Origin of the sequence: Oenococcus kitaharae, from assembly GCF_025758695.1 — a bacterium.
Classification (GTDB): Bacteria; Bacillota; Bacilli; order Lactobacillales; family Lactobacillaceae; genus Oenococcus; species Oenococcus kitaharae_A.
The window spans coordinates 343,780-362,798 of the sequence record NZ_JANJQP010000003.1 but is presented as its reverse complement, the minus strand read 5'-3'; the positions used below and the strand labels follow the sequence as shown (position 1 = coordinate 362,798).

The following is a 19,019-nucleotide window of genomic DNA, read 5'->3' as shown; positions in this document are numbered from 1 at the left end:
GCCAAAGGTGGCTTGAGATATAATTTGCATGTGCTGAAACAAATTTTAAAAAAACCAGTGCCATTATTCATCTCTGCCGGCTTCGTTTTTGCTTGTGCACTGCTAATCATGTCATTGTATGCGACTGATTCGCCAGCCCTTAAAATTTTTTCTAGTGCCAACACAATCCGTTTGCGAGCCACCCGTACTATCTTAAGAAGCGGCCCTGGACCCATGTACGATCAGCTGGCCGTTCTGCCTCGTAATCAGCGGCTGACGGTCCTCCAACGGGCACACGGCTGGCTGCAGGTTCGAATTGGCGCCCGAGGTGACAAAGGTTGGGTCGCTGGCTGGCACCTAAATAATGAGAACACCAGTGGCACACCTGATCGAATGGCAGAGGCGACCATTGTACTAGATGCCGGGCATGGCGGATCCGATCCAGGATCTTTGGCTGTCGACGGCACAACAGATCCCAGATATTTTGAGAAAACATATACTTTAAAAACCGTCCGTCAAATTAGAGATGCCCTAGCATCCACAGGTGCTCGTGTTATTTTGACACGCAACAGTGACCGTTTGCTTTGGCCTTTATCCAAAATCACAGATATCTCTAAAAGATATCACGCTGACGCTTTTATCAGTATCCATTATGATAACTTTGAAGTGGCAAATGCGGCATCAGGTGTTACAGAATATTACTATCATCGGGATACAAGTAATTCCTATGAATTAGCCAACACCATTAAAAACCATTTCACCAATTTGCCAATTGCTAATCGCGGCGCACAATTTGGCGATTTCTATGTGATTCGAGAAAGTTATCTGCCTTCAGTCCTATTGGAAATGGGTTACTTAAATAATACTAGCGATTTCCAGTACATCCAGTCCGACAGCTACCGGCAAACAGTGGCTAATGACCTAAGAAACGCCTTAGAAGATTGGTTTAACAATGTCCAACCAAAATTGAAGAAGACCGAATAAAAAGCGACTTCCCCTAAGAGAAATCGCTTTTTTAATGAAATGCGCGAGCTGCTTCGTAAACATCGTGGACACCAACAATGGCATCGATAATATGCTGCAGCTGATCAACATTCTTCACGCCGACAGTCAGGCTGATAATCACAGCGCCATCTTTTTCATTGCGAGCCGAAACAGCATTTAAATAATGAGTATTGGCGTTGACCGAACGAATCACGTCATTGAGAATACCCGGCCTGTCTGAACCGGTCACAATCAAATCAGCATCATAATTTGGCCGATTACCATCAGGATTATTCCAATCGATGGCAATAATACGATCATTCTGTTCCAGAGTCTTTTTGATATTTGGACAGTTTGCGCGATGCACTGTCACGCCTCGGCCACGCGTAATATAACCCGTAATCTCATCCCCTGGAATCGGTGTACAGCATTTAGACAGATGGATCAGCAAAGAATCAATTCCGGCAATCGTAATATCTTCTTCGGGCCGGTTCTTTTTAGCGGGTGCACTACCCTTGCGAATCAGGCCTTTAGCAGCATCTTCTTTGCCGGCCAGCAACGCCTCTTGAACTTCTTCGGCTTTCTTCTCAGCTATTTTCTTACGAATATCTTCTGTCAGCCGATTGCCAGCTTGCTGCAGAGAAACTTCGCCATAGCCGATCATAGCCAATAGATCCTCGCCGGAAAAAAGATGCATTTTTGATGCAGCTAGGGTCAAGTTTTCATCGGTCATAGCTTCTTCAACAGGCAATTGCTTGTCCTGAAGATATTTCTCCAGCATCTGCCGTCCGCCCTCGATATTGCTAGCACGATCCTGCTGTCTGAAGTAGGCACGAATCTTGTTGCGGGCACGACGGCTGGCAACCAAACTCAGCCAGTCACGTGAGACTTTCGGTGTCTGTGCTGTAATGATTTCAACAATATCGCCTGTATTGATTTCATAATCCAGAGGAACTATTTTGCCATTCACTTTAGCGCCGACCGTATGCAGGCCAACATCAGAGTGAATCGCAAAGGCCATATCAATCGGTTTGGACCCGACCGGCAGCTCAAAAACATCCCCTTTAGGCGTAAAAGCGTAGACACGATCAGAGAATAAATCGCCCTTGACCGAATCAACAAATTGCTCAGCGTTCGTGGTGCCTTCCTGTAATTCCAAAATACCCTGGATAGCGTTTAAATGCTGCTGATCGGAATCAGCAACCTTGGCGCGTTTGTCGGAACCTTTATTCTCTTTATAGGCCCAGTGCGCGGCAACTCCGAATTCGGCAACGCGGTGCATCTCAAAGGTTCTGATCTGAACCTCCAAGGGGTGGCCGTTTGGCCCAATAATCGTCGTATGCAGAGATTGATAGCCGTTAGGCTTGGGCAGCGCAATATAGTCTTTGAAACGTCCCGGAAGCGGCTTCCACTTGGCATGAATAGCGCCTAAAGCAGCATAACAATCAGCGACCGTACTGACCAGCACGCGGATAGCCAGTAGATCATAGATTTCTGAAAACTGTTTGTGCTTATCGGTCATCTTACGATAAATCGAATAGATGTGTTTAGGACGACCGGTCACTTCGTATGAACCGATTTTTAAGTCTGCAATCGCTTTATCAATTTGTTTGGTTGCAGCAGCGACATCAGCATCCCTTTCCTCACGGCGAGAATGCATCATTTTGGCAATCCGGTGATACTCGTCTGGGTCCAAGTATCGCAGGCTGAGATCCTCCAGCTCCCATTTGATATTAGCAAGGCCCAAACGATGAGCCAAGGGCGCATAAATATCCAATGTCTCACTGGCGATCCGGTGCTGTTTTTCCAAACGATGAACCTGCAGTGTCCGCATATTATGCAAGCGGTCAGCTAGTTTCACAATGATGACACGAACATCTTTGGCCATCGCTAACAACAGTTTGCGGTGGTTTTCAGCCATATTTTCTTCGGTGGATTCATAGTGAATACGGCCTAATTTTGTCACGCCATCCACGATTTGAGCGACATCATCGCCAAAAGCTGCTTGAATTTCTTCATTTGTTTCCGGCGTATCTTCAACGACATCATGCAAAAAGCCAGCAATAATTGTATCTGGATCCATTTTCAAATCAGCTAGGATACCAGCAACCTGAATCGGGTGATAGATATAGTCTTCACCAGTCTTGCGTTTCTGGCCGGCATGCATCTTCTTGGCTAATTCATATGCTGCGTCAATCCGTTTGACCTGATCCGCCGGCAAGTAGCTTTTATACACATCATGAACTTCTTGAAAAGAACGATTCTCAACTTGTGCCATCATTTCACCTCCTTAAATCCGCCATCAACCGGCATATCATTGTGGTTATCACTATCATCTGCATCACTGACAAAAGTAAATAAACTCAGTACCAGGTAAAATGCGGCAAAAAAATAGGCATAATTACGCGAAACCAGCGATCCGCCAAACAAGACGCGCCAAAGCAGATTAATTGTACTGAAAGTGAGTGGGAAAATAAAAATTCCCCAAAATTTTAAACCATAACGACGGAAATAAAAGCCCGAATAAAGAGAAAAGCCGCCGAAAATCAACCCCAACAAAATAACAATCCGTCTAAAACCGTCTAAAAAATTCAACCTAAAAAACAAGGGCCCAAAAATACTGAGAAGAACAGAAAGGATAAACCAGAATAAATACCGTTTTTTAATCAATTTCGCCATAAGTTAGCTCAATTCTATCAAAAGACTGGCTGCAGAGAGCAAATAAAGTGGCGCGGTTTCCGCCCGCAGAATTCTGGGACCAAGACCAACACAAATAAAACCGGCATTTTGAAGGAGCGCGATTTCGTTTCGGCTAATGCCTCCCTCTGGCCCCAATACCGCCACAAGCCCTGAAATAGCGGGATTTTGGGCGGCTTTTTGCAAGGAGGCGTGTAAGTTACTGGTTTCACCGGATTTAGCGCTTTCTTCCCAGGCAACAAGGCCAATCTGGCTGGCCGAAAGCCGAACTGTCTGAAGATAATCTTTTTGAAAAGAGAGATCCGGCAGCACTAAGCGATGCGACTGTTCGGCAGCATTCTTAATAATTTTTTTCCAGCGAGGCAGCTTGCGATCAATTTTAGAAGCCTGAGCCACACTATAAACAAAGTTCGTCAAGATAATTTGTCCGCATCCAAGTTCAGTCGCTTTTTGTATCAACCAGTCGAGATGATCAGATTTAAGCAGCGGCAGCACTAAAGTTATCTTCTTGGGCATTTCCGGATTCTTAGCAATGGCAGTAATGCTTTGGAATTTTATTCGATCAACCGTTAGATCACTGACCGATGCCAAATAAGCGGCCCCTTGCGCTACTAATTCGACTTGGTCGCCAGCACGAGCACGCAAAACATCCTTAAGATGATGAAAAACATCCGGATTATGTGTTTGTGTAATTGAAGCTTCCCTACTAAACTCGGCGGGATCTTCAAGAAAAAAACGTGCTGTCATGCTTGCTCACTTTCAAAATAATTATTGGAAAGGTGCCGTTAAGACAATCTTTCCTTGTGTTTTTCCTGAATCCAACAGTGCATAGGCTTGAATCAAGTTGCCAGCACTCAAATGATCAAAAGTCTGATTCAAAGTTGATTTTAAAACACCAGCATCTAACAGCAGCGCTACTTCGTCCAGAGCTTGCCCCTGGCTTAAGAGGTCATGATTGAAATCCGACTTTGCAAACATATATTCCCAACTAAATTGGGCAGCAATATTCTTCAAAGGCCCCATATTCAGCGGTGTCTCCGTACCGACAATGGAAACCAGCCTGCCGTAAGGCTTGATGTGTTCGATTGCTGTCTGCCAATATGGCGCCGGGTCATACAGGAAAACAATGTAATCAAACTTTTGATCAGCTAAATTCTCGTTTAAATCATGATAATCGTAAATTCGGTCAATCGGGTATTGTTTGAGCCAATTTATCGAAGCTTCTGAATGGGCAGTGACAGACACTTCAATGCCTAAATAGGCTGCCATCTGTACCAAAATCGAGCCTACGCCGCCAGCACCGTTAATCACCAGCATTTTGCTGCCTTGTGCCGACTTGCTTTGAAAATCAAGCCCCAAATGATCAACTAAAATTTCATAAGCAGTCAGACTGGTTAACGGCATAGCAGCTGATCGCGCTGCGGTCAGTTTTTGAGCTGGATGGCCTGCCAGACGTTCATCAACAGACTGATATTGTTCATTGCTGCCGTTTCTGGCCGTCGTTCCTGCGTAGTAAGCCGAATCGCCAACATGAAAACGTGTGACGCTTTTACCGACTTGAAGGACTTTTCCAAAAGCATCGTAACCAAGAACGGCAACTTTTTCTGGATTTGTGACAGTACGTAATTTGCCATCCACAGGATTCACAGAAACTGCTTGCACCTGGACAAAAATATCATGCTCGCCAATAGCAGGCAGGCCGATTTCCTTTTTGAAAATAGCACCTTCTTGTGGAATAAGCAATTTAGGATTAAAAGAATAGGCAGTTTGTTTTTCCGAAACAAGATTCTTAGCAGCCTGCCGAACTTGATTTGAAATATGATTATTCATCAGACACCCCACTTGATTGAATTAATTGCAGCGTTTTGCGGTCAATCACAAAGCGCTTTTTTCTCGGATCAAAGACCATTGTAAAACTTGATCGGACAATTGGGGCCTTCCCATTATAAGTGGCAATATAACGCCGCCAGTTGTTTGAGATCAGAATATATTGAAGCAGCGCAATTTGCGATTGGCTTAAATTAGATAGACGCGGGCTTCGCTGTGCTTTTGTCAAATCGTTTTCAGAGAGACTAATCAAATGATCTAAAATCCGGCCCAGATCGATTTTCTGGACCTGATAATCAACACGTGCTGTATGTGTATTGTTTAGTAGTATACGGCCGAGACTGTCTGGCCTTTTAGAAAATTGCAGACGATACATTTTACCAGCAATATCATGCAGTACCGTTTGCCTCTGGTAGTGAATTTTTTTATAGGTTAAAGATGGGCTTAAAACAAGATTGCGTCCCAAATTAATCTGAATACTATGAATATAGTCAGACTTGTTGACTGGACGACCGGAATAAATGTAGGCCGAATCTAAGCGATTCGTTAAAGCCCCGCGGCAAATAATAGCCGCATCGCGCCTGGCTAATTGACTGTTTGGCTGATTGTAAAGATAGAAAAAAAGTGAAAAAAGGACGACCAAAAAAATCATCCCCGAAGCAAACATGATTAATTTTTTAACATGGCCAATCACGAAAGCCCCTTATTATATTGCTCATCATCTTCGTTTTTCAGAATAGACATGAACGCTGTCTGCGGAATATCGACTTTACCAACTGACTTCATACGCGCTTTGCCTCGACGCTGCTTGTCCAATAATTTAGCACGTCTATCAGGATCTCCTGTATGAATTCTGGCCGTCACATCTTTTCGGTAAGCCTTAATATTGGTCCGCGCGATGATTTTTGATCCAATAGCTGCCTGGATCGGAATCTCAAAATTCTGGCGCGGAATCGTCTCTTTTAGTTTGCTTGTCACCACGCGAGCACGATTCTCGGCAAAATCTTTGTATGCAATAAAGCTCAAGGCATCAATTTTATCGCCATTTAAGAGGATATCAATCCGTTTTAAATCGCTGGCCACAAAGCCATCCAAACTATAATCCAAGCTGGCATAGCCCTTAGTCGATGATTTCAGTTTGTCAAAGAAATCGAAAATAATTTCCGACAAGGGTATTTTATATTCAACATTGACACGGGATTTGTCCAGATAATTCATCGTGATAAAAATACCGCGTTTGGCCTGAGCTAATTCCATGACCGGCCCGACAAATTCCTCGGGTACCATGATTGTCGCATGAACAAAGGGCTCGCGAATTTCTTTAATTTGACTGGCATCCGGTAATTCAGATGGATTGGAAACATCGACTTCGCTGCCGTCACTTTTAAGCACATGGTAAGTGACTGTCGGCGCTGTAATGACAATTTCCAAATCAAATTCGCGTTCCAGACGTTCTTGGACAACATCCATGTGCAGCAGGCCTAGAAAACCAACACGAAAACCAAAGCCTAAAGCTGTTGAAGTTTCCGGTTCATATTCCAGGCTGGCATCATTTAAGCTTAATTTGTCCAGTGCATCGCGCAAATCGTTATAACGGGCGTTGTCACTGGGATAAATACCAGCATAAACCATGGATGTCATCGGCCGGTACCCTTTTAGAGGATGCGCTGCCGGGCGATCTGCCAAGGTAACCGTATCACCAGAACGAGCGCTGTGAATATCTTTAATCGCTGCTGTCAAATAGCCGACATCCCCGGCGATCAATTCCTCTAAAGGACGCGCATCCGGCGAGAAAACCCCTAACTCAGTCACTTCATAATCCGTCTGTGAATTCATCAAACGAATCTTGTCACCGACATGTACCTGCCCTTCTTTAACACGAATAGACAAAACAACACCGCGGTAAGGGTCATATTTTGAATCAAACACTAGAGCCTGCAGCGGTGCTAATAAATCTCCGCTAGGCGCCGGGATTATATGGACAATCTGTTCTAATAAACGGTCTATGCCTAAGCCGCTTTTAGCTGAGACATCGACAGCTTCGCTCGTATCAATACCGATATCATCCTCAATTTCTGCTTTGGTACCGGCCGGATCCGCTGAAGGCAGATCAATCTTATTGATAACCGGCAGAATTTCCAGATTATTATCTAAAGCCAAATAAACATTGGCTAAAGTCTGTGCCTGTACGCCCTGACTTGCATCCACAACCAATAAAGCACCATCAGCTGCCGCTAGTGCCCGGGAAACTTCATAGGAAAAATCGACATGCCCAGGGGTATCAATCAGATGAAAGATGTAGCGTTGGCCATCTTTGGCATCATAATGTACCTCAACAGCATTCATTTTGATCGTGATGCCGCGCTCGCGTTCCAAGGGCATATCATCAAGAATCTGAGCCTTCATTTGCCGCTCGGCGACCGTATGCGTCATTTCCAAAATGCGGTCAGCAATCGTGGATTTGCCATGATCAATATGGGCCACGATACTAAAGTTTCGAATATGTTTTTGACGATCTAATTGTTTTTCAAGAGAACTCATTATCTTAATCTTATCAATCCATTCGGGAAAACAAAAACTCGCAGCCGTCGCAAGCTAATCCAATGATTGTACATGAAAATCACGAATTTGTTTTTCAAAAGATATAGCCTTTGTCTGAGCTGCCAAATGATCATCCAAAACGATTTTGTAAATTTGCTGACTATCGTAGCTTTCATAATAAAGTGTTTTTGATTCAAGTGCGACTGCCGAACGGTAAACTGTGTAAGTCTGCGAGCGAGCTGGCATCTTCGGCACAGTCACAGCATTTAAAATATGCCAAGCTGCGACTAACTGATGCTGTTCGTCTGCAGCTGCCGTCATGCGTTCTTTTAAATAAGCTGCGCGAATGAATCTGGCACTGGGTGTATAACCGCCGGGAAACTGCTTTTTTCCAGAAAAAATCACCAGTCGATACGTGCTGCGAATTATATGGCAGCCGACCAGCTGCATATTCCGGAAGCAGTGTCATATAATCAGCTAGTTTAGCAGCCTCTTTTTGAAAATCACCGGCATTCGTCACAACACCTAGCGGGTTTTCAATCACGCGCATCGGCATGCTTAAGGGTTCGATAATCACAAAACGGCCAGTCGGGTCAGCCGCGGCAAAATGAAGATCAGCCTCTCCATACTCACGGACAGCTTCTTGATCATTCATAATTTCCAATGTCGGCAAAGCTGCCAGCAAGGAGCTCACTGAATCAAACTGCGTCATGGCCCACAAGGGAAACTCAAAAGGCGCAATTTGTGTGTAGCTAGCTTTGCGGCTTTGAGCAAAATGATCTTTGCCAGCCGAAAAAGTAAGTTTCTGGACCGATAACCCGTGCTCATTCACGCCATCAGAAATATCGGCACGGTCGGCAACTGCATGACCGCTGCCAATTAAGGCATAGCGGGAATTGTAGGTTTTCCCATCAAAAGCAGAGCGCCACTGATAGTTGCGTGGTAAAAACGTTGGAAAAGCATATAGGCCTTCCCAATCCATCGTCCGAGAAAATAAATGCTGACCGTTTTTGGCTGTTTGAAAAATTGATGTACACATGCTTCTATTTTAGAGTCGCAGCAAATAAAAAACAGCTTTTCGGCTGTTTAGCAGGATTTATCTGTGAATGAACATCGCATCGCCAAATGAGAAGAAACGATATTTTTCTTTAATCGCGTGGGCATAGGCGTTCAAAATGTTTTCCCGACCTGTAAAGGCAGCGACCAGCATGACTAAGGTCGATTTAGGCAAGTGGAAATTTGTAATAAAGGCATCGACAGTTGTCCATTTAAAACCGGGTTTGATGAAAATATCGGTCCAGCCAGAATCAGCTTTTAATTCCTGTCCATATTGATCGCCATTAAATTTATGGCCAATGGTCTCCAAAGTCCGAATCGTCGTAGTTCCCGTAGCAACAATTTTTCCGCCTTGCTTGCGGACCTGATTGATTTCATCGGCTGCCCGCTGACTCAACTGATAGAATTCCGAGTGCATCTTGTGATGATCGATATCTTCTTCTTCGACTGGACGAAAAGTTCCTAAGCCAACGTGCAAAGTTAGTTCAATCGTCTTGACACCCTTGGCACGGACTTTATCCAGTAGTTCCGGCGTCCAATGAAGGCCGGCAGTTGGTGCAGCGGCAGAACCTTCGACTTTGGAATAGACCGTTTGATAACGTTCTTGGTCGGCCAGCTTTTCTTTAATATATGGCGGCAGCGGCATCTCGCCTAATTTATCGAGCAGTTCCATGAAAATGCCATCATAATGAAATTCAACATAACGTCCGCCGTGCTCGAGTTCGCCAACAACTTCACCAGTCATGACCGTCTGATTTTCGTCACCAAAATCAATCGTTGAGCCAATCGGAAATTTTTTGGCCGGCTTGACTAACGTCTCCCAAACATCACCGTGATCCTGCCGCAGTAACAAGACCTCCACATGCCCTTTCGTATCAGGCCGCCAGCCGTGCAAACGTGCAGGAATCACACGCGAATTATTCATCACCAAAGCATCACCGGGATTTAAATAATCGAGAATATCATAAAAATGCTTGTCCTCATAGGCACCGCTGTCGGCGTTTAAAACCAGCATGCGGGAACTGTCACGCTGCTTTAAGGGTGTCTGAGCAATTAATTCTTTGGGCAGATCATAATCAAAATCGCTCAAAGTGTAGTGTGGTGTTTTTTCTTCAGTCATGTTTCTCCTCTTTTAAATCCTGAATCATTTCTGTTAAATAAGCCGTGATTGTCTGTACATCAACTGCTAAGGGCAAACTGGGCTGATCAACGTAACCCATTTCTGGCGTATAAGGCACATGGATAAAGGCGCCAACCGCTTTTGGATACTGATGATGCAATATGTTTAACAAAAAATAGCTTGTCGCATTGCAGACATAAGCACCAGCCGACAAAGACATGGCTACGGGTAAATGCTGGCTCTGTAAACGATCGACTAGTTCTTTAACTTTATAATTTTCAAAATAAGCATCCGGACCGAGCGGGTCCAAGGATCCAATTGGCTGTGCACCGCTATTATCCGGAATCCGAGCATCAACATAATTAATCGCGACTTTTTCCAACGTAATTTTAGAACGTCCGCCTGCCAGGCCCAAACATAAAACCAAGTCCGGCTGGATTTCGTGAATATCCGCTTCCAGCTGATCTTTTGCCTCAGCAAAAACTGTCGGCAGCATTTTTTTAATAATTTGACTGCCAGAAATCTTGTCCGGCAAGGCTGCTGCAGTCTGCCAGGAAGGATTAACTTTATCCGGGCCGAAAGGATCAAACCCTGTAACCAAAATTTTCATCGTTTGGCTCCCTTTAATTATGCCTGCAGCCCTGTTTGATATGGGATATGCAGATGCTCATAAGCGGCTTCAGTAGCTTGCCGACCGCGCGGCGTTCTTTGAATAAAACCAATCTGCAATAAATAAGGCTCAATCATTTCTTCGACAGTCTCGGTGTCTTCGCCGATATTAGAGGCTAAGGCATTCACACCGGCCGGGCCGCCCTTATACTGCTGAATCAAAGTTTTCAAATACTTGAGATCCGTCTCATCAAGACCGCGGCCATCCACTTGTAATTTATTTAAAGCCGAGTCAACCGTCTGCTGGTCAATTTCAGATTTGCCGGCCACTTGAGCAAAATCCCGCACGCGTTTTAACAACCGATTCACGATACGCGGCGTACCCCGGGAACGCAAAGCCAGTTCAGCTGCACCAGAAGCCGCAATCGAGGTATTGAAAATTTCAGCCGAGCGCCGGGCAATCAGCTGCAAGTCGCTGACCGGATAAAAACGCATGTGAGCGACAATCCCAAAGCGGTCACGCAAAGGTGCCGACAGCATGCCGGCTCGCGTCGTAGCACCAATCAAAGTAAAAGGCGGCAAAGGGAAATGGATCGCGTGCGCTGTTTCGCCTTGGCCGACCACGATATCGACGTAAAAGTCTTCCATGGCTGAGTAAAGAACTTCTTCGACGCTTTTGGGTAAACGGTGAATTTCATCTATAAATAAAATATCGCCAGCTTCCAACTCATTGAGCAGCGCCACCAGATCACCGGCCTTTTCAATCGCTGGGCCGGAGGTCGTCTTAATATTGGCACCCATTTCATTAGCGATCACGACAGCTAAAGTTGTCTTGCCTAATCCAGGCGGCCCGAAAAGCAGAACATGATCCAATGCTTCCTTGCGCTGTTTAGCCGCTTTTAAATAGACTGACAGCTGATCTTTGATTTCCTTTTGTCCGATATATTCGCTCAAATACTGGGGACGCAAAGTCAACTCGGCGTCATTATCATCGGCCAATGCTTGTGCATCTAAAATTTTTTTATCATCTTCATTCATTTAGTTAATAGTTTAAGCCCTTTTTGAATATAAGCGTCCGTTGTTAAGTCAGGCAAAGCTGCCAAACTTTTGTTAATCCGATGCACGTCTTTTTCGGAAAATCCTAAAGCGACTAAAGCAGCTAAAGCATCTTCTAGTGCTTGAGACATGGTCGTGGCAACAGCTAAATCTGTTTGGTCACTCAGCAAAGCGCCTAATTTACCCTTCAAATCCAGCACAATTTGCTGGGCCGTCTTTTTGCCAATCCCAGGGAACTTAGTCAGATAGTCTGGTTTTCCTTGTTCAACAGCTGCGATCAGGCCATTGCGATCACCACCAGCAATAATCGCCAAAGCTGATTTTGGCCCGATACCCGAGACATTTAATAATTTTTGAAACAAATTGCGGTCATCAGCTGTCGCAAAACCATAAAGACTGATCTCGTTTTCGCGAACAATTTGTTCAGTAAAAATCGTCGTTTGGCTCTCTTGCTTGTAGCCGTATGGATTAGGCGTAAAAATTTTAAAGCCGACACCATTAACGTCCAGCCCAATATAATTGGCGCCATGTGTTTTGATCTGGCCGATCAGAAAATCATACATATGAAAATTATAGCGGTAATAAAAAAGACCCGCAGGCGGATCCAGAAAAATTACTGTGCAGCTTCAACACGTTTGAGAAAAGCTGCTAAATTATTATAAAAAGCAACAGGGTGATCGACCGCGTGATGATGGCCGCCATCTTTATTGACAAACAATTCGGCACCAGGAATCTCTTTAGCCGTGGCTTCCATTGACCAGACCGGCATCGTATCTTTTTCGCCCGTGGTTAGCAGCATTGGGCGTGTGATTTCATGCAGACGTGGACGAATATTCCAATCTTTTAAAATACCAGTGACGACAAATTCATTGTTTCCTTGGAAATGGTTGTAAACGTCTGTCGCCAGCAAATCCGGCCCGGCATCAGGATCGTAACTATCGGTTCTCTCAATATTCTCATGGTAGAGTTTATTGACATCTTTGTGATAGCGCGGATCCGTGAAATCGTTTTTCGCTTCAATCGATTTCATATAATCAACTTCATCTTGGCCCAATAGATCCAAACGTTCCTGATTAATCGAAGTCACATAATCTTTAATATTATCGGTCATTGAATAGACGATCGATCCTTTTAAATGCTCCGGATGGGCCAGCGTATATTCATAGGTGAGCACGCCGCCCCAGGAATGGCCCAGCAGATAAAAGTGATCCAGGCCCATCAAAGAGCGCACTTCTTCTAATTCGTCCAAATAATACTCGTAATTCAAATATTTATCAACGTTTTCCTGCTTGCTCCAATCAGGCGATTCAGACCAAAAAGAACCCAGCTGATCATAGGTGAAGACTTGAACATCCATACCAACGTATTTTTGGAAATTTTCGGCCCATGGCCAAAATTCTTTTGAAGTGCCGCCGGGGCCGCCATGTAAAGCTAAGAGTTTGATCGGCGCATCGGGATTACCAAAAGATGCAGACCAAATATCATAGCCGTTTTTTAAATGGAGAATTTTTGTTTCGTGTTTCATTAATAGCCCTCTTTCAAATTAACTTGATTAATGGCTAGTTTTCCAGTCTTCAAATAACTTGTCAAATTTTTACCAAAAATTTTGTAGGCATCCCGGCGATAGTGTTCCAACAAAGCTGACGAATGCGGCGTTACGATTACATTTTCACGATCCCAAAGTGGTGAATCCGATTCTAGCGGTTCCTTTTCAAACACATCCAAAGCTGCTCCGGAAATTAAGCCAGCATCTAAAGCTTTGACCAAATCAGCTTGTACGACACTGGGGCCGCGGCCAACATTAATGAACACCGGTGCCGCCGTTAACGTTTTAAAGAAGTCCGCGTTAAAATATCCCCGCGTCTGATCGGTCAAAGGCATATCGTTGATGACATAATCTGCGTCTCTAACCGCATCTAGCTGATCATGAGTAACAACTTGATCAAAATCCGTTAAAGGCTGGCCGTGACGATTAACACCGATAACCTTCACATCAAAAGGCTTCAGCAGTTTGGCCACAGCCGAACCAATTGCACCAGTTCCAAAAATAGCTATTTTTTTCTGCTGCAATTGTCTAATTCCCGATAGATTCAAATCCCAAACATGTTTGGCCTGATTAGAAAGGGCCTGCTTGATGCCGCGATTCAGTATCAAGATATAAGCCAAGACATTTTCAGAAATTGCCTCAGAATGCAGGCCGCTCATATTAGAGACAATCACACCGCGTTTTGCCAACTCAGTTAAAGGCAGAAAATCAATACCTGCAGAAATTGTCTGCAGCCATTTCAGTGATTTGCCGTTCGGCACCACTTTTTTAAACCAAGGGCTGAATCCCTGGCCCTTAGCAAACTGTCCATAAACAATATCGATCTGGTCAATCAGGTCATCGCGCATCTCATCAACATTAATAAGTTCCAAATCAGGAAAATCCCGACGAATTTGAGCCGCATTCTCTTCCTTGATTTTTTCCAATAGCAATAATTTTGTCATACCTACATTCTACAAAAGTTGTTTGCACTATACTCGAATTATGACAAAATTCAATGAAACACGGCTGAACAAATTGCGCCAATCCATCGTTGACAACAAGCTTGATTTCGCCTATATTTCCGACTTTAAAACAATTCAATATCTGACGACTTTCGGCTCCAATCCCTATGAAAGAATTTTGGCCATGATTGTGTTTGCCGACCATGACCCCTTCATTTTTGCACCGGCTTTGGAAATCGAGGTCGTTAAATCCAGCGGCTGGCCATATGATTTATATGGTTATCAGGATAACGAAGATGGCCTGCAGATGATTTACGACCATATCAAAGAACGTGTTGCTAATCCCAAAAGAATTGCCACAGAGCAAGGGAATCTTACCTTAGCACGCTTCAGCCGCCTGCATGACAATTTCCCAGAGGCTGATTACAGTTTTGACCTGACACCTATCGTCGAACATCAGCGCCTGATCAAGGATGCTGACGAAATTGCCAAACTGGATCAAGCAGGGAAAGACGCTGATCTAGCGTTTGCAGCTGGTTTTAAAGCCTTAAAAGCCGGCAAGACGGAACTGCAGATTGCTGCCGAACTGGAATTTGCAACAAAGAACCGCAACGTGACAGAAATGTCCTTTGGTACCTTGGTTCAAACAGCTGAACACGCCGCCGATCCGCATGGCGAGACTTCCGACCTGCCATTAAAGGACAATGCGTTAGTTCTGTTTGATCTAGGAACAGTCTATAAAGGGTATATTTCTGATGCCAGCCGGACTGTCGCTTTAGGCCAGCCAACTGACCACATGCGCGAAGTTCATGAAGTTGTCTTACAAGCTCAACTAGCCGCACAGGCAGCCGTTAAACCTGGCGTGACCGCTGCTTCAATTGATAAAATCGCGCGCGACATCATCACCAAAGCTGGTTTCGGCCAATACTTTATCCATCGCCTCGGTCATGGCATGGGCATGTCCGAACATGAATATCCATCAATCATGGCCGGAAATGATTTGATCTTGGAACCAGGTATGTGCTTTAGCATTGAACCAGGTGTCTACATTCCAGGAGATTTGGGTGTCCGCATTGAAGATTGTATTCACGTGACAGCCGACGGATGCCTGCCCTTTACCCACATGGATAAAAAACTGCAGCTGTTCTAATCCGGCACACAGGCTTCACAGCCTGTTTTTTTAACCCAAAAAAGGTAAACGCTGTCAAACGTTAACAAGGATTGCAAAAATTGTTAAAATATAACAAGAGGAGATTTTATGGTTGCCAAGTTGCAGGATGTTGCTAAGAAGGCTGGCGTGACGATCACGACAGTATCTCGTGTGTTAAATGATTTTCCGCATGTTTCCAAAAAGACCCACGATAAAGTCTATGCAGCTATTCGTGAATTAAATTATCATCCTAACGCTTTGGCTCGTTCACTGCAGGGGAAGTCTTCCAAATTTATCGGTTTGATTTTTCCGAAAATTGCCAATCCCTTTTTCTCTGAGCTATTAAACGAACTAGAGACCAAGCTTTCGGCCAAGGGCTATAAGATTATCATCGCCAGTTCGGCCAATAATATCGAAGCCGAACGCCGTTATTTGGGAATGCTGGCTGCTAATATGGTCGAAGGTATTATCACCAGTTCGCACAATTTGGGCATTGAGGAATATGATGAAGTTAATATGCCGATTGTTTCCTTTGACCGCTTTCTCTCTAACAAAATTCCGATTGTCTCATCAGATAATTTACAAGGCGGCAGACTGGCAGCAGGCTATCTCATTAAGCAAGGTGCCAAACATATTGCCATTATTGCCGATAATGATAATTCGCAGTCGCCAACCTCTCTACGCGCTGCTGGTGCCTTAAAAGTCCTGCAGGATCATGATGTTCAAAGCGAGACTATCCCGATGTCAGATAAACTTTACAGTGAAGATCAAAAAGTCGAAACTTTAACAAAAATATTAGCTGAGCAAAAATTTGACGGCTTTTTTGCAAATAACGACACAACTGCCCTCCTGATCAAAAAAATACTTAAAGAGAACCATTTGCCAGACCTGCCTGTGGTGGGATATGACGGTACAACTTTCATTCGCCGTTATATCACCGGGGTTGCCACAATCGTGCAGCCAATTCCGCAAATCGCTGATAATTTGATTGAGCTGCTGTTTAAAAGAATCGCAAAACCAGCTGAGCATTTCGATAATCCAGAAGTTTTGCCTGTGACTTTATTTGCAAATTAAAAAATACGCTGCTTGTTTTTTCAACAAACACGTATTTTTATATCCAGATGATTACTTAGCTGTAATTTTGATGCTGCCATCTACCAGATCAGCTTTCAAATGTTTCACATCCAGGTGATCCAGATAAAAATCAGTGACCTTATCGCGAATCTGCTGCTCAATCACACGGCGCAGCGGACGCGCACCCATCGCTTCATCGTAGCCTTGTTCCATCAGATAATTCTTAGCTGCAGATGTCACTTCGAGCGTCAAATCTTTTTTAGCAAGCGTCTGATCAACTTCTGTTAACATCAAATTAACAATCTGTTTCAAATCCGTCTTGCTCAAATGACTAAATTCGACAATCGCGTTAAAACGATTCAGGAATTCCGGACGGAAATATGGTGCCAAACGATCCATAATCGCTTCTTTTTTGGTTGCTTCAATCAGTTTCTCATTGCCAAATCCGGCATTAGAAGTTGCGATCACGACCGTATTCTTAAAGTTGACAACATTCCCCTGTCCGTCTGTCAAACGACCATCATCCAATACCTGCAATAATAACGTCAGCACTTGCGGATTGGCTTTCTCAATCTCATCAAGCAGCACAATCGAATAAGGATTGCGGCGCACCTTTTCCGTTAAGGTATTCTGGTTGTCATCATAACCAATATAACCAGCCGTTGTACCAACCAATTTAGAAACAGCTGTCGGATCAGAGTATTCAGACATATCCAAACGAATAATCGCCTCTTTAGAACCAAACATGTCCAAAGCCAGCTGCTTTGCCAGTTCCGTTTTGCCAACGCCAGTCGGGCCGACGAATAGGAAACTGCCGATCGGCCGATTACCTTCATCAAATCCAGCCCGATTCCGCCGAACAGCGCGTGCCACAGCTTCGACAGCTTCGTCCTGGCCGATAACTTTACCTTTTAAGCGCCCAGCAATGCCTTTTAAACGTTCGATATCACTGGCACCCATTTTGGCAACAGGAATACCAGTCAAACGTTCAACGGACTGGGCAATATCGTTTGCCGTCACAATAACTTCAGTCTGTTTGCTCTGTTCGCTGGCCGTTTTTAATTGTTCTTCTATTTTTTCGACCTGTTTCTTAGCCTTGGCAGCCTGCTGATAATCCTCTTTAGCAACAGCTTGTTGTTGATCACTTTGAGCTTGTTTTAAGTCATTTTCCAGACTGACTTTATCACTGACCGGATGCTGTGCCGATAAGTGTGCAGCTGTCATATCAACCAAATCAATGGCTTTGTCCGGCAGCGAACGCTGTGGGATATACTGAATTGAATAATCCACAGCTGCCTTTAAGGCTGCATCAGGAAACTTAACGTGATGATGCTGCTCGTAAAGGGAACGAACACCCTTTAAAATTGCCAGCGTATCTTCCGGACTTGGTGCATTGACTGTGACTTCATTAAAACGACGTGCTAAAGCCGCATTTTTCATAATCGTATTGCGATACTCGTCTTGTGTCGTTGCACCGATCACAGAAATTTCACCTCGGCTTAAAGCTGGTTTGAGCATATCAGCCATGCCCTTGGATCCAGATTCATCGCCCGTATTGCCGGCACCGAGAATTTGATGAATTTCATCAAAGAACAAGATCACATTTCCGGCTTGTTTGACTTCTTGAATCATTTTTTGAATATTTTCTTCAAAACTGCCGCGATACTGCGTGCCGGCCTCTAAAGATGAAATATCAATCGAGTAAATCTGCTTGCCCTTGATTGCAGCGGGCACGTGACCAGCCACAATCGCTTGTGCCAATCCTTCGACAACAGCCGTCTTACCAACACCGGCATCTCCCACAAGAATGGGATTATTTTTTGTCCGCCGGCTCAATATTTCAGCCGTTTCCTGAATTTCTTTATTTCTCCCGATGACGGGATCCAATTTTCCTTGACGCGCTTCTTCAGTCAGGTTCCGGCCTAACTTGGCCAAAATTCCTGTTTTCTTAATCTGCTCAGGCCGCTGTGCAACAACCGTCTGGCCATCTGCCATTTCCTGGAATTGTCCTTCCAGAGGCTGGCCGCCCTTTTGACGATAAGCGGCAAACTCTTCCGGACTCACTTGCTGACCATTGATCAGATAGCGTGATTCAGAATTTAAACCGTTCATCCGCCCCATTAAATTATTGAATATATCATCCATCGAATTAAAGGGGTCATTATCAAAATAATTACGATCTGCCATTATTTTTTCCTCCAATTAATTTTGTAAATAGTGTGTTTCCAACTCTCTTAATACTTCCCACATACTGGACTGAGTTGCCTGTGCTAATGCATCGAGGTCCCTCAGGTTAAGACTGGTAGCCTCTGTTTGCGGTTTATTAAAAGACTTGTGAATTGTGGTATAACCATATCCGCCCGCCTTAGCGACCTGATAAATTGTTAAGTCGTGGTCAACGAGGTAGGCCTTGATATCGATCTCCATAAGAACCTC

Annotated in this window: 18 protein-coding genes and 1 pseudogene; 3 read left to right on the top strand and 16 right to left on the bottom strand. The window is 44.4% G+C overall.

Annotated elements, in window-relative coordinates; all coding sequences use genetic code 11:
* The first annotated feature begins 30 nt into the window (after positions 1-30).
* A complete protein-coding gene (locus NRF22_RS07985; RefSeq protein ID WP_263779998.1) occupies positions 31-963 on the top strand; it encodes an N-acetylmuramoyl-L-alanine amidase in 933 nt (310 codons plus the stop codon).
* 31 nt (positions 964-994) lie between these two features.
* Here the strand turns inward: NRF22_RS07985 and NRF22_RS07980 are convergent, their stop codons facing one another.
* The 14 genes and pseudogenes from NRF22_RS07980 to NRF22_RS07915 form a co-directional block, all read right to left on the bottom strand.
* Positions 995-3,241: a RelA/SpoT family protein gene (locus NRF22_RS07980; protein WP_263780053.1), complete on the bottom strand. Its 2,247-nt coding sequence runs from the start codon at positions 3,239-3,241 to the stop codon at positions 995-997.
* Positions 3,241-3,642 (bottom strand): hypothetical protein, encoded by a 402-nt coding sequence (locus NRF22_RS07975; protein ID WP_263779997.1) that lies wholly within the window; start codon positions 3,640-3,642, stop codon positions 3,241-3,243. Before NRF22_RS07975 ends, NRF22_RS07980 begins: the two co-directional genes overlap by 1 nt.
* Positions 3,643-3,645: 3 nt before the next feature.
* Entirely contained in the window at positions 3,646-4,407 is a 762-nt protein-coding gene (locus NRF22_RS07970) for an RsmE family RNA methyltransferase (RefSeq protein ID WP_263779996.1), read from the bottom strand.
* Between the two features lie 21 nt (positions 4,408-4,428).
* The gene (locus tag NRF22_RS07965; protein WP_263779995.1) at positions 4,429-5,490 is read right to left on the bottom strand and encodes a zinc-binding alcohol dehydrogenase family protein; all 1,062 of its coding nucleotides are present in this window, start codon (positions 5,488-5,490) and stop codon (positions 4,429-4,431) included.
* Positions 5,483-6,181, bottom strand: a complete 699-nt coding sequence (locus NRF22_RS07960; protein WP_263779994.1) for a hypothetical protein — start codon at positions 6,179-6,181, stop codon at positions 5,483-5,485. The genes NRF22_RS07965 and NRF22_RS07960 overlap by 8 nt, the downstream gene beginning before the upstream one ends.
* Positions 6,178-8,028, bottom strand: coding sequence for a translation elongation factor 4 (gene lepA, locus NRF22_RS07955; RefSeq protein ID WP_263779993.1), 1,851 nt, complete (start codon positions 8,026-8,028; stop codon positions 6,178-6,180). Before lepA ends, NRF22_RS07960 begins: the two co-directional genes overlap by 4 nt.
* A 54-nt stretch (positions 8,029-8,082) precedes the next feature.
* Entirely contained in the window at positions 8,083-8,478 is a 396-nt protein-coding gene (locus tag NRF22_RS07950) for a linear amide C-N hydrolase (RefSeq protein WP_263779992.1), read from the bottom strand.
* A gap of 61 nt (positions 8,479-8,539) precedes the next feature.
* Positions 8,540-9,010, bottom strand: a pseudogene (locus NRF22_RS07945) (linear amide C-N hydrolase); the annotation flags it as partial.
* A 114-nt stretch (positions 9,011-9,124) separates the two neighbouring features.
* Positions 9,125-10,204 (bottom strand): tRNA preQ1(34) S-adenosylmethionine ribosyltransferase-isomerase QueA, encoded by a 1,080-nt coding sequence (queA, locus tag NRF22_RS07940; RefSeq protein WP_263779991.1) that lies wholly within the window; start codon positions 10,202-10,204, stop codon positions 9,125-9,127.
* Complete coding sequence (locus tag NRF22_RS07935; protein ID WP_263779990.1) at positions 10,197-10,814, bottom strand: pyroglutamyl-peptidase I; 618 nt, start codon at positions 10,812-10,814, stop codon at positions 10,197-10,199. The genes queA and NRF22_RS07935 overlap by 8 nt, the downstream gene beginning before the upstream one ends.
* Before the next feature lie 17 nt (positions 10,815-10,831).
* Positions 10,832-11,851 carry a Holliday junction branch migration DNA helicase RuvB gene (ruvB, locus tag NRF22_RS07930; RefSeq protein ID WP_263779989.1) on the bottom strand — a complete coding sequence of 340 codons (1,020 nt, stop codon included), beginning with the start codon at positions 11,849-11,851 and terminating at the stop codon, positions 10,832-10,834.
* Positions 11,848-12,432 (bottom strand): Holliday junction branch migration protein RuvA, encoded by a 585-nt coding sequence (gene ruvA, locus NRF22_RS07925; protein ID WP_007745833.1) that lies wholly within the window; start codon positions 12,430-12,432, stop codon positions 11,848-11,850. The genes ruvB and ruvA overlap by 4 nt, the downstream gene beginning before the upstream one ends.
* Before the next feature lie 50 nt (positions 12,433-12,482).
* On the bottom strand, positions 12,483-13,394 hold the full coding sequence (locus NRF22_RS07920; protein ID WP_007745832.1) for a proline iminopeptidase-family hydrolase: 912 nt from the start codon (positions 13,392-13,394) through the stop codon (positions 12,483-12,485).
* A complete protein-coding gene (locus tag NRF22_RS07915) occupies positions 13,394-14,359 on the bottom strand; it encodes a phosphoglycerate dehydrogenase (protein ID WP_263779988.1) in 966 nt (321 codons plus the stop codon). Before NRF22_RS07915 ends, NRF22_RS07920 begins: the two co-directional genes overlap by 1 nt.
* A 40-nt stretch (positions 14,360-14,399) precedes the next feature.
* Here NRF22_RS07915 and NRF22_RS07910 point away from each other — a divergent pair, with 40 nt between their 5' ends.
* Together NRF22_RS07910 and NRF22_RS07905 are read left to right on the top strand one after the other, a co-directional pair.
* Positions 14,400-15,509 (top strand): aminopeptidase P family protein, encoded by a 1,110-nt coding sequence (locus NRF22_RS07910; protein ID WP_263779987.1) that lies wholly within the window; start codon positions 14,400-14,402, stop codon positions 15,507-15,509.
* Between the two features lie 108 nt (positions 15,510-15,617).
* Positions 15,618-16,583: a LacI family DNA-binding transcriptional regulator gene (locus NRF22_RS07905; protein WP_263779986.1), complete on the top strand. Its 966-nt coding sequence runs from the start codon at positions 15,618-15,620 to the stop codon at positions 16,581-16,583.
* A 51-nt stretch (positions 16,584-16,634) separates the two neighbouring features.
* Here NRF22_RS07905 and NRF22_RS07900 read toward each other — a convergent pair whose 3' ends face one another.
* Both NRF22_RS07900 and NRF22_RS07895 read right to left on the bottom strand, forming a co-directional pair.
* A complete protein-coding gene (locus tag NRF22_RS07900; RefSeq protein WP_263779985.1) occupies positions 16,635-18,770 on the bottom strand; it encodes an AAA family ATPase in 2,136 nt (711 codons plus the stop codon).
* Positions 18,771-18,785: 15 nt separating this feature from the next.
* Complete coding sequence (locus NRF22_RS07895; RefSeq protein ID WP_263779984.1) at positions 18,786-19,010, bottom strand: transcriptional regulator; 225 nt, start codon at positions 19,008-19,010, stop codon at positions 18,786-18,788.
* Between the last annotated feature and the right edge of the window lie 9 nt (positions 19,011-19,019).

Excerpts from the sequence above, each read along its gene's own strand:
- NRF22_RS07980 (WP_263780053.1), bottom strand. The coding sequence starts at position 3,241 with ATGGCACAAGTTGAGAATCGTTCTTTTCAAGAAGTTCATGATGTGTAT.
- NRF22_RS07975 (WP_263779997.1), bottom strand. The coding sequence starts at position 3,642 with ATGGCGAAATTGATTAAAAAACGGTATTTATTCTGGTTTATCCTTTCT.
- NRF22_RS07970 (WP_263779996.1), bottom strand. The coding sequence starts at position 4,407 with ATGACAGCACGTTTTTTTCTTGAAGATCCCGCCGAGTTTAGTAGGGAA.
- NRF22_RS07965 (WP_263779995.1), bottom strand. The coding sequence starts at position 5,490 with ATGAATAATCATATTTCAAATCAAGTTCGGCAGGCTGCTAAGAATCTT.
- lepA (WP_263779993.1), bottom strand. The coding sequence starts at position 8,028 with ATGAGTTCTCTTGAAAAACAATTAGATCGTCAAAAACATATTCGAAAC.
- NRF22_RS07950 (WP_263779992.1), bottom strand. The coding sequence starts at position 8,478 with ATGCAGCTGGTCGGCTGCCATATAATTCGCAGCACGTATCGACTGGTG.
- queA (WP_263779991.1), bottom strand. The coding sequence starts at position 10,204 with ATGACTGAAGAAAAAACACCACACTACACTTTGAGCGATTTTGATTAT.
- NRF22_RS07935 (WP_263779990.1), bottom strand. The coding sequence starts at position 10,814 with ATGAAAATTTTGGTTACAGGGTTTGATCCTTTCGGCCCGGATAAAGTT.
- ruvB (WP_263779989.1), bottom strand. The coding sequence starts at position 11,851 with ATGAATGAAGATGATAAAAAAATTTTAGATGCACAAGCATTGGCCGAT.
- ruvA (WP_007745833.1), bottom strand. The coding sequence starts at position 12,432 with ATGTATGATTTTCTGATCGGCCAGATCAAAACACATGGCGCCAATTAT.
- NRF22_RS07920 (WP_007745832.1), bottom strand. The coding sequence starts at position 13,394 with ATGAAACACGAAACAAAAATTCTCCATTTAAAAAACGGCTATGATATT.
- NRF22_RS07915 (WP_263779988.1), bottom strand. The coding sequence starts at position 14,359 with ATGACAAAATTATTGCTATTGGAAAAAATCAAGGAAGAGAATGCGGCT.
- NRF22_RS07910 (WP_263779987.1), top strand. The coding sequence starts at position 14,400 with ATGACAAAATTCAATGAAACACGGCTGAACAAATTGCGCCAATCCATC.
- NRF22_RS07905 (WP_263779986.1), top strand. The coding sequence starts at position 15,618 with ATGGTTGCCAAGTTGCAGGATGTTGCTAAGAAGGCTGGCGTGACGATC.
- NRF22_RS07900 (WP_263779985.1), bottom strand. The coding sequence starts at position 18,770 with ATGGCAGATCGTAATTATTTTGATAATGACCCCTTTAATTCGATGGAT.
- NRF22_RS07895 (WP_263779984.1), bottom strand. The coding sequence starts at position 19,010 with ATGGAGATCGATATCAAGGCCTACCTCGTTGACCACGACTTAACAATT.